The sequence below is a fragment of the Pseudoalteromonas sp. MQS005 genome, assembly GCF_001661605.1.
GTDB lineage: Bacteria > Pseudomonadota > Gammaproteobacteria > Enterobacterales > Alteromonadaceae > Pseudoalteromonas > Pseudoalteromonas tetraodonis.
Genome location: NZ_LYRQ01000042.1, coordinates 32,802 through 43,572 on the forward strand (window position 1 = coordinate 32,802; position 10,771 = coordinate 43,572).

The 10,771-nt window shown below is 42.8% G+C and carries 8 protein-coding genes; all 8 read right to left on the reverse strand.

The window, feature by feature from the left end:
* Positions 1–243 precede the first annotated feature (243 nt).
* Genes A9479_RS14220 through A9479_RS14255 form a run of 8 tightly spaced genes read right to left on the reverse strand, consistent with a single transcriptional unit; the run spans position 244 to position 10,670 of the window.
* Entirely contained in the window at positions 244–1,032 is a 789-nt protein-coding gene (locus tag A9479_RS14220; RefSeq protein WP_064663766.1) for a sterol desaturase family protein, read from the reverse strand.
* On the reverse strand, positions 1,025–1,675 hold the full coding sequence (locus A9479_RS14225) for a CDP-alcohol phosphatidyltransferase family protein (RefSeq protein ID WP_064663767.1): 651 nt from the start codon (positions 1,673–1,675) through the stop codon (positions 1,025–1,027). The genes A9479_RS14220 and A9479_RS14225 overlap by 8 nt, the downstream gene beginning before the upstream one ends.
* Before the next feature lie 28 nt (positions 1,676–1,703).
* Positions 1,704–2,342 carry an ATP-binding cassette domain-containing protein gene (locus A9479_RS14230; protein WP_064663768.1) on the reverse strand — a complete coding sequence of 213 codons (639 nt, stop codon included), beginning with the start codon at positions 2,340–2,342 and terminating at the stop codon, positions 1,704–1,706.
* A gap of 24 nt (positions 2,343–2,366) precedes the next feature.
* Positions 2,367–4,082, reverse strand: coding sequence for an ABC transporter permease (locus tag A9479_RS14235; RefSeq protein WP_064663769.1), 1,716 nt, complete (start codon positions 4,080–4,082; stop codon positions 2,367–2,369).
* On the reverse strand, positions 4,079–5,356 hold the full coding sequence (locus A9479_RS14240; protein WP_064663770.1) for an ABC transporter substrate-binding protein: 1,278 nt from the start codon (positions 5,354–5,356) through the stop codon (positions 4,079–4,081). The genes A9479_RS14235 and A9479_RS14240 overlap by 4 nt, the downstream gene beginning before the upstream one ends.
* Positions 5,343–6,167 carry a DUF547 domain-containing protein gene (locus tag A9479_RS14245; RefSeq protein ID WP_064663771.1) on the reverse strand — a complete coding sequence of 275 codons (825 nt, stop codon included), beginning with the start codon at positions 6,165–6,167 and terminating at the stop codon, positions 5,343–5,345. Before A9479_RS14245 ends, A9479_RS14240 begins: the two co-directional genes overlap by 14 nt.
* Positions 6,148–8,301, reverse strand: a complete 2,154-nt coding sequence (locus A9479_RS14250) for an FAD-dependent oxidoreductase (RefSeq protein WP_064663772.1) — start codon at positions 8,299–8,301, stop codon at positions 6,148–6,150. Before A9479_RS14250 ends, A9479_RS14245 begins: the two co-directional genes overlap by 20 nt.
* A 14-nt stretch (positions 8,302–8,315) precedes the next feature.
* On the reverse strand, positions 8,316–10,670 hold the full coding sequence (locus A9479_RS14255; RefSeq protein WP_064663773.1) for a TonB-dependent siderophore receptor: 2,355 nt from the start codon (positions 10,668–10,670) through the stop codon (positions 8,316–8,318).
* Positions 10,671–10,771: the final 101 nt, after the last annotated feature.

Consider the following 10,771-nt stretch of genomic DNA (forward strand, 5'->3'; position numbering starts at 1 on the left):
CAGAATATAGTGTATTTGTTGATTTTTTCATTTTTGTAAGCGCTTACATTTTTATGTGTGATAAATGTAAGCGCTTACAAATAATATGGGGGATTTTTAACTGGGTCAAGAATTTGTTTAAATAATTTACAATTGATTTACTTTTAACAGGGTATTTTTGTTAACAGGAACGGTTAAACGCCCAAGTAATGTTATAAATAAAGGTTTAAAAGGTGTACATGGGCGTTTTCATTAGCCGTATTGCTATTTTTTAAATGGCATTATTAACAATTGCCACAATGATGAATTTTGTGCGGGGTTTGGGTATTGGCTCAAACCAAGTGCAATACGTTTATCAGGCTGGCTTGCCTGTGATTTATAGCTGCCAAAAAGTCTATCCCACCAAGTTACACTAAACCCAAAGTTACTGTTTGTTTCTTCGGGGTTTTGGCTGTGATGTATGCGGTGCAGCGCTTGGGTGATAAGGATGAGGCGCAGTGGTTTTTCTATTGCGCTTGGCAAGCGAATATTTGCGTGGTTAAACAGTGCTAACCCATTGAGTGTTATTTCAAATATAAGTACTGCAATGGCGGGCACGCCAAGAGCAGTTATGGCGGCAAGCTTTATCAATATGCTAAGACCTATTTCAATAGGGTGAAAGCGCAGCCCAGTGCTTGTATCTACGTGCGCATCAGCATGGTGAACACGGTGTAAACGCCATAAAATTGGAATTTTATGAAATAATCTGTGTTGCCAATAAATCAGTATATCTAGCAACAGCAGGCTAAGTATAATTGCTACTGAAAGAGGCATAGTTAGTTGATTAAACACACCGATACTATGTTCTTGGTTATAAAGCGCGGCGGCGGTTAACCCTAAAGGAACCGCTAACCGAGCAATCACTGAAGAGGTAAATACAAGACCAAAATTCGCAACCCAACGTTTAGTGGCTTTTATGGGCGATTGCCGTGCAGGGGCTTGCCACTCAAGCAGCATCATTATGACTAAAATACTTACAAAACATCCAAGCCGCCACCATAATTCGTTATCCATTGGTAGCCTCCGTTTTACTGATATTAGTTTCTTGTTGTTTTAATGTGTGATAACCGCCATAAATACGGGTGAAAATCGTTATGGCGCAAGCTGCAGCAAATAAGCTGGCCATTATGGCAAAGTGCTGCGGCCAAATACAAAAGGCAACAAATAAGGCAATGGTTTCTGTGCCTTCGGTTAAGCCATTTAAGTAGTAAAAACTTTTATATTTAAATTGTGGTTTGTCGAGTTTAAATTTTTCAGCGGCAATTGCAAAGGCCAAAAAGCTGGAACCGGTACCTATAAAAGTAGCCAGTAAAATAGCACCTGCAATGGCATTTTGTGCTGGATTAGCCAAAATAAAGCCCAGTGGAATCGCTGCGTAAAATAAAAAGTCGAGAGTAATATCTAAAAACCCACCCGCGCTAGAACTTTGATTAGCATAGCGGGCTAATGCGCCATCCAGTCCATCTAAAATTCTATTCAACGCAATGGCGATTAATGCGCCATACCACATTTCAAAGGCAAGTAAAGGCACGGCAAACATACCCACTAAAAAACCAAAAACAGTGAGTTGATTAGCTGTAATGCCGCTTTTATTAATGAGCATAACAACCGGTGTTAGTAGTGGCTTTATAATGGGGGTAACAAATTTATCTAACATACGTATTGCCTTGAATATGAGTCAGGTTTTAAGCATCAGTGCCTAAAGTAATCACTTTGCCAGCTGTTGCCTCGGCGTCACTGTGGTCGTGCGTAACCATAATGGCAGGCAATTTATGCTCGCGTATTTGACTAAACACCAGTTCGCGGGTATCAACACGCAATTGGGTGTCGAGTTTACTAAAAGGCTCGTCGAGTAAAATAGCTTTAGGTTCGCTGAGCAACATGCGTAGCAGTGCAACACGCGCTTGCTGCCCACCAGATAGGCTGTCGGGATGGCGGGCTGCCAACCCTGTTAAGCCAACTTGTTCTAGGGCGTGGTCTATTTTTTCAAGACGCTGTTTTTTATTGCCTTTGGGCATAGCAAAGGCAATATTTCCTGCCACTGTTAAATGCGAAAACAATAAAGCGTCTTGGTAGAGCACCCCAATATGGCGTAAATGCGGGGGGGTGTTACCTATATTTTGCTCATTTAGCCATACTTCGCCTTGTGCCCTAAAGTCTTTGGGCAAACAGCCTGTAAGCCAATTTAATAAGCTTGACTTGCCACTGCCCGATGGCCCCATAATGGTGAGTATTTCGCCGCCATTTACTTGCTCGTTTAAGCTTAGTAACAGCTCGCCTTGACGATAAAGCTGACAATCTTTGATGTGTAATGATGACTGCATTAAATAGCCTTAATGGTTTTATAGTTAAGCGCGCGCTTTAAAAAAGTATTTAGGTAACACCCATGCCACACCAAAACCAATTAGCGGTAATGCCATTTGTAAAATGGCGTAAACTGCACTGGTGCGTCTGCTTGCGCCATTAGCAAGGGTTACGGCTTCGGTGGTAATGGTACTTATACGCCCGCCACTGGCTAAAAGTGTAGATAAATACTGGCCAAAACTAATCGCCAGCCCAAGCGCTATCGCGATTAAAATAGGGGCGAATAGTTGTGGCAATTTAACCTGTAAAAACACTTTGCAGGGACTTGCCCCCAAGCTTGCGGCAACGCGCGCTAATCGAGGGTCTAAACGCCTGTAACTATCGGCAATAGATAAAAAAACATACGGTAAAACAAATAAAACGTGCACAAATATCACATTAAAGAAGGCATGCTGGCTATTGAGCAGTTGTTGTAACCACACAATACCAAATAAAAACGCAATACTGGGCACTAATAAAGGAAGATAAATAATTAACTGTGTCCATTTCGACATGGGTTTCGCGTTTAACTGCTCGGCTTCTAAGCACAGCAATACCATAGTGATAGCAAACAGCGTACTTATTCCCCCTATTATTAAGGTATTAAACAAGGGAGTATGTATTTGTGTAAATGCATGTTGAAAATGCAGAAATACCACGCTTGAGGGCACGGTATCCGGAAAGCGCCAATAGCCCGCGATTGACCACATCACTAACCCAATTAGCGCAGCAACAATAAACGTTAAAATTAGACTTGTGGATGCATGAGTAAACGTGCGGATCAGTTGATGTGCATACTGGCGACGGCCATTAATAAGTGATTGCTTAAAAACTAGAGCAATGATTTTTTCAAGCAATAGCCACGTTAAGAGTAGTCCAACAGTGACCGCTAATTGTAACAGGGCACCCGCCGAGGCTTTTATTCGCAGGTTTAAATCTACATCGTTAAACCAGTGCATTATAGCAACGGCTAAAGTGGGTGGTGTATTTGGGCCAAGAATGAGTGGCATTTCAACGCTGGCGCTGGCATAAGCAAGTACTGCAAAAATAGGTAAACGTAACAGTGGGTATAAACTGGGTAGCACCACTTTAAAAAACGCCACCATAGGGTAATAACCTAAATTAACCGCAATTTGATGCTGCTTGCGTAGCTTTTTGCCAAGTTCGGGTTGCGCCAAAACACCCAATGCAATCAGTAGTAAGAAAGGTAACTCTTTAAGCACAAGCCCAATAATAATGCTCCAGCCAAAAGCGTCGTAAGGTAACGCGCCTTCTGGCGCTAATTGCCAGCCAGTTAACCATGGAGAAAATAAACGAGTAAATAACCCCGATGGCGCAATTAAAAAACTCACCGCAATCGCGGCAGCGGCATGCGGAATAACCAATATTGGACTTAAAATATATTCAATGCGTTTAAGCCACGCACTATTAAAAAACGCGCCAAGCATAATGATCATCAGCACAAACGCGATTAAGGTACTAATAAGCCCTGTTCGTATGCTCAGCCCTACCATGTGTGTTAATCCAGGCGTTTGCCATAATGCGTTAAATCCTGCTAAGCCAATATTTGTTTCATTGAGTGCCGGCGCCCAACCAAAGGCAGGTAAAAGCACGCCGATTACCCCCCCTAAAACGGGTAAAGTAAGCAATGCGACCAAACAGTAAGGACTTATTTTGACCAAAAAGGTAAATAGGCTATTTAAAGTGGGTACTTTATTCATTGACTTACCCCATAGCGCGTTTGCCAACCTTGCATTATGGCATTAACCCAACTTGGGTGAGGCTCACTGAGTGTGCGTTTTATGCTATTAAAGGGCAGCGCACTTGGGTGCGGTTGTGTGGTTTTAAATAAGGCTTGTTGCTGGGTATTTAGCATTGATTGGATCAACACGGTTTTATCGCCCCAAATAGTGGGCTTTTGTTTATGAGCTTGCGCTTGAGGGCTTAATAAAAAATTAGCGACTAACTGTGCGCCTTGTGCATGGCTTGCATTATACGGTATTGCTACAAAATGGGTGTTACTTAAACTGCCATCATGCATAGCATAACTGCGGGTGCTGGTGGGTAAATCAAAGCGTTGTACTGCAGCGGGCACTTCTGGCGCTGAAAAGGTAAACCCGATACTAAGCTCAGTATCGTCAATTAAGCGGCGCATTTGTGCGCCACTTTGCATAAAATGTTTGCCGCTGCGCCAAAGCGTAGGGTGTAATTTATTTAAAAATACCCACAAAGGGTTGAGCACCTCAGTGGTGTTTTTATCTGTAGCTGGCTGGTTTAGCTGTGCTTTTAATGCATCATCGCTGTTGTTATGTAGTACCACTAAAGCGTATTTTAAAAAGCTCATGCCTAAAAAATCAGGCGGCTTTGGGTAACTAAAACGCCCAGGGTTTTGCGCGCTCCAAGTTAATAACTGATTTAGGGTGGTGGGTAGTTGATTCGTTGTGCTGCCATCTATTGCTAGGCTGTCGTAATAAAAAGTGAGCGACGCTTGCCCCCAAGGCGCTTCCATCCCGTTTGTAGGCAAACCAAAATCAAAGTTTACCGCGGGGTTATTATTAGGATCGGTTAATGCAAAATTTGGCAGCGTCTGGGCCCAGTCTTTAAGCAGCAAGTCATGCTTACTCATAGCGGCAAAGTTAGCGCCATTGATCCAAATTAAATCGACACTGCCTTGAACGTGATTATTGGCTGATTTTTCTGCTAATACCCGGCTTACTGCTTCGCTGGTATCGCTTAATTTTACATGCACTAATTCAATATCATATTGCGCTTTGACCTGCTCAGCCACCCATTGAATGTAGGCATTTATTTGCGGATCGCCGCCCCATGCATAAAAATAAACGGGTTGGTTTTTACCTTGGCTTTGGATAGTTTGCCAGCGAGTATCAGAAAAAGAGGTTGCAAGGGCTTTAAAGCTAGCAATTAAAACAATGCACAAAGCAATACTCAAAAAACAGTATCGGCTGAGTATTTGTATTGGCTTAACGACGTGCATTTAAATCCCAGTTGTAATCTAAAAATTTAATTTTCATGTCATTATTTTGCAGCGCTTCTTGTTGAGCGGGTAGCAGTTTTAATGCATCAGCGTATTGTGCTAAAAACGGGTGTAATGTGTTTGCTCCTTTAAAGCCTTGTTCAAAATCACCGCCGTACCATTTAAAAATAGGTGATACATTTAAAGTATTGCCTGTTGCCATGTTGCGGGTGTTGTCTGACAAAAAACGAACAGTTTGCTGGTGTAATTGCTCTTCTAGTTTATCTGCCGAGTAGGCTTCTTCACGAAGTGCAGGGCAACCAATGCTGGCGCAGTTTACTGCAAAGTGAATACGCGGGTCGTTGTATTTACCACTACCACGAATTAACTCATGCTCTATATCATCAAGGCTGCGTGTTTTACCTAGCAGCGAAATAAACTCTTTGCTCCACGGTGAACTAAAAAAGCTACCTAACTCTTTGATTGATTCAATATTAGGGTACTGCGTTAATATTAGTTCAACGGTAAAGGCATTATAGGCATTAATTAAAAACGCCAACTGTTTGTGTTTGTCCCACGTGTTAAATTCACCTGGTGTGATGGCTGTTAACGTATTTAAATATGCTTTTAATTGGGTATGCTCGTGTTTAATTGCAGCGTAATCAACCTCAGTGCTGTGCCCATGATTAATAGCGACCACATGTTTAGTTAATAGCGTGTTCCAACTATCGTGCAGGTTTTGTGCACTACTTTTAAACGCCGTGACCAGTAGTGCACTTAAAACTAAAAGCTTCAATAACGTATACAAAGGCTTAACCTCGGCGCCATGCATGGTATTTTTCAAGCATGTTTAAAACAGTTTGTGGAGCATGGTTACGTTTCCATTCACCAGCGGCATATTTGTTGCCTTCTGCCCATGTTGGGTAGCTGTGAATTGTGCCTAGAATTTTATTAAGGCCAAGGCCGTGTTTCATGGCTAAAACAAATTCAGCAATTAAATCGCCTGCATGCTCAGAAACCACAGTAACTCCGAGTATTTTGTCTTTTCCTTTAGGAGTGATCACCTTAATAAAGCCATTATTGGCGCTCTCAGTAATGGCGCGGTCTAACTCTTCAAACTCAAAGCGGGTGATTTTATAGTCTATGCCTTTATCAATCGCTTCTTGCTCGTTTAGGCCTACGCGGGCGACTTCTGGATCAATGAAGGTGGTCCATGGAATAACACGGTAATCTACTTTAAACTTTTTAAAGTGGCCAAATAAGCCATTAACCGCCGCGTACCACCCCTGATGAGCCGCAACGTGAGTAAACTGGTACGGGCCTACAATATCGCCTGCGGCAAAAATATTAGGGTAGAGTGTTTCTAAGTAGTCGTTAGTTACTATGGTGCGATTAGTTTCTATACCAAGCTCTTCAAGGCCATAGCCTTTGAGGCGTGCGCTTCGGCCAACGGCACACAGTAGCTCATCATATTCAATATCAATTTCGGTGTCGTTGTGTTTCACCACGAGGTACTTTTTACCCTCGCGTGCTTCACAGCGCAGCGCTTGGTGTGAGGTTAAAATATTAACGCCACTATCGGTCAGTGATTGGTGTGCAAAAGCTGACACTTCAACATCTTCTTTGATCATAACGCGCTCAGCCATTTCAACTTGCGTCACACTTGAGCCTAAACGAGCAAAGCTTTGTGCAAGCTCACAACCAATCGGGCCGCCACCTAAAACAACCAGTTTTTTGGGCGCTTCGTCGAGCTCGGCAAATTTGCTCCATAGTGTATCGCTGGTAACGTAACCGGTTTCTTCAATACCTGGCAGTGGCGGTACAAACGGGCGTGCACCGGTGGCAATAACAAGTGTGCGAGCGGTAAGAGTGTGCGTGCTGCCATCGTTAAGTTTAATTTCTACTGTCCACGGGTCAATCAATTTTCCATAGCCTTTTAAAACCTCCACACCTAAATTTGTGTAGCGCTCTATGCTGTCGTGCGGGGCTATATCAGCAATGACTTGATGTACACGTGCCATTACTTTTTTAAAGGAAAACTGCGGTGTAGTGTTTTCAAGGCCATAGTTTTCGCCATGGCGCATTTGCTGTGCTATTTTTGCACTTTTAATAATCGCTTTACTAGGCACACAGCCAGTGTTTAAGCAGTCACCACCCATTTCGCCGGCTTCAATTAAGGTGACTTTGGCTTTTACTGCGGCGGCAATATAGCTGGTAACTAAGCCGCCTGCACCCGCGCCAATAACAATCATGTTACGGTCGAATTTTTTAGGCTTAGTGTAATTTTTATAAACCCGTCGCTTTTTAAACACATTTAAAATCGCTTTCGCAATCAGTGGGAATACTCCTAATAGAGCAAATGACAGAATTAAATCTAGTGACAAAATGCCCGATAAGCGCTCAATTTGTGCAAGCTGAGTACCGGCATTCACAAATACAAAGGTGCCTGCCAACATACCAATTTGGCTCACCCAATAAAAAGTCCACGACTTAATAGCGGTTAAGCCCATTAATAGGTTAATTAAAAAGAACGGAAATACCGGTACTAAACGCAAAGTAAAAAGGTAAAAAGCGCCTTCTTTATCTACGCCTTTATCGATAGCAGCTAAACGCTCAGGAAACCGTTTTTTAATGGTGTCGCGTAATAAATAGCGTGACACTAAAAAGGCAAGGGTAGCACCAATCGTTGAGGCAAACGACGCCACCAGTAAGCCTTCTATTAAGCCAAATAATGCGCCTGCGGCCAATGTTAAAATAGCTGCGCCAGGTAAAGAGAGAGCCGTTACTACCACATAGAGTAAAAAGAACCCGCCAATAACTAACAACGGCGATTGCGCTTTGTATTGGTTAAACTGATCCATCGACCCTTTTAAGCCATCGAGTGTAAGCAACTGGTGCAAATTAAAATGAAAGAACATGCCAATACCGGCTGCTGCAATCAATACTAACAATAGTTTTTTAATCATATTATCTCTTGGGCTTAAAAGTTATGCGTTAGGGTAAGCTTGGCGTTTATTGGTAATTCAGGAAATGCCAATGTTGCGCCAAAATAGCCGCCTTCAAACACTGGACGCCAGTTATCTTGATTTGTGACGTTGTTCACATCTAATCGCAACTTAGTGCTAGGCGTAAACGCGTAGCTGGTATTGACGTTTAACGTGTATTGGTCACGAATTTTCACTGTTTGTAAAAAATCTAGCGGGTAACTCTTTGTATATAAAGCTGAAAAACCTGCCTGCCATTTCTCATTAATTGAATAACTACCATTAACGCTTAACGATTGCTCAGGAATACCTTGTACTTGGCTATTTGAAGGGGCAAACGCTGTATAACTTGGCGCGCCTATACCATTACCGGCAATAATATCTGGGCGTGAGTTATCAAACGCATCAGCAATTTGCGCCGAGTCTTGGCCAGTCGCAGAGTTATCGTAGCGCGCGTCAATATAGCTATAACCTGCACTTAACCAATATGGGTAGGCGTCGTAAAATACTTGGCCTTCAAAGCCTGAGGTACGAATACCGGTATTGCTGCCATCGCGGTTGCGTAAACTACGGCGCTGGCTAAATAGGGCGCCATCAGCATACCAATCGCTGTTGGTAGGCGCATATTTTAAGCCAAATTCTACCAGCGTGTTTTCGGTTGCAAAGTTTTGCGCACTAATCGTGTTGTCACCACCTAAGGTGTTACCACCGGCCATACTATTTGAAGTCGCTTCGTTGTAACTTGCTGCGCCGTAACTTGTAAAATCAGTATTGAGCTTGTAATTAAAACTGATTTGGCCAGATTGCAGTGTGTCGTTAATGCTATCACTGGCTGCTATTTGTCCTTGTGGTGCAATGGGGTCGTGTGCTTCTACGTCATAATAATCAACGCGGTAGCCCACACTGGTACGCAGTTTATTTGTCCACTGTGAGTCTTGTTGTATAGCAAAGCCAGTTTGCCAAGAACGCGAGTCGGTGGTGTCTGATAAGTTAAAATCACCACTGCCATCACCGTTTATATCGTATTGACCACCTGGGGATACAAATACACCGGGGCGCAGCTCAACTAAGCGTGCTTTTTGCGCATCGGTTAATGGAATACGACGGTTTGAAAGTGGACCCGTTAAATCAATTGGCGTGTCGGCCTCGGTGGTAAATTGGCTGTAGCCAAGTACTTTGTTGTAGCGTACATCAAAGGCTAAGATAGTTTGCTGTTCATTATTCCATTGATACGTTAGTTCAGTGCGGTTTTGTGCGGTATCGGCACCATCTATAATTTCAACAAAACTGTTTTGAGCCACTTCATCACGTTTTAAGTGCTGAAAATAACTAATATTTTTAAGCGACGCTTTATCTGAAAGCTCGCGCTTATAAATACTGTGTAGTAGGTAAGTAGTGGCTTCGTTTTGGTTATCAGGGTCGGTAAGTACGGTGCTGCGATCAATGTTAACTAACCCTGTAGGAGATACAATTGAACCCGCTGCGGGTACTGTGCTGCCGTTTGCTTGAACGCCTTGGCCGGTAATGTAAAGACCATGGTCGATGAGTGCTTGAGTAGGGCGGTTAATACCGGCGTTGTCGGTAAACTCAACCTGATATAGCTCAAAGTTAATATCCCAGCTGCTTTTATCATCAGGCAATACTCGCAGTGCTGCAAAAAGACTGTCACTTTTAGTCCCTGAGTAATCGTAGTAGCTTCCATGATCAAGGTGTTCATAACTCACACGAAAACCAATTTTGTCTTTTACAATCGGTGCGGTGTAATCAAGCTGAGCGGTGTATTGATCCCAACGACCCGCAGAGAGCTTCGCTTTACCTTTGTGTTCTTCAGTTGAGGCTTGCTTAGAGTGTAAATTTACAAAACCACCATTGCGCTGGCTTGAACCAAACAATACTGGAGGAGCGCCTTTAACTACATCTATTTGTTCTACCGCGTTAAATGATAGCGGTACACCAAAGCCGTTATTACCTGCTTGGCGACGAGTTCCATCTTGAAAAAGCTCACCTAATTGGCCACGAATAGTGGGTAAGCTTGGTGCACCAAAGCCACTGGCGGCATACGTATTAGGGCTCACAGCAAGTACATCTTGCAAGGTGGTAATGTTAAGTTGTTCTATTAGCTCTTTTGAAATAGGCGTGACTGAACGTGCTATATCTTGCAGTGCTAAATTATCGCCAAAGGGGCCATTTATGGTTGCATCTTTAACAGAAAGTCCTTGAGAATTTAAACTTTGGCCCGCTACTTCAATACGCTCTATAGCATTTTCTGTTACTGGCTTTGTTGTAGCAAAAGCAATAGCGGGTGTATTTAATAAAGCGGCTATAGATACGGCCAAGTATGAATATTTCAAACGTTTTCTCTCTGTAATTGTATGTTGATGGTTATAAAAGACCGAAAGGCTTAAAAATAACTTTCAGCAATTTAACAATATTGTTATTTATTAAAATATTA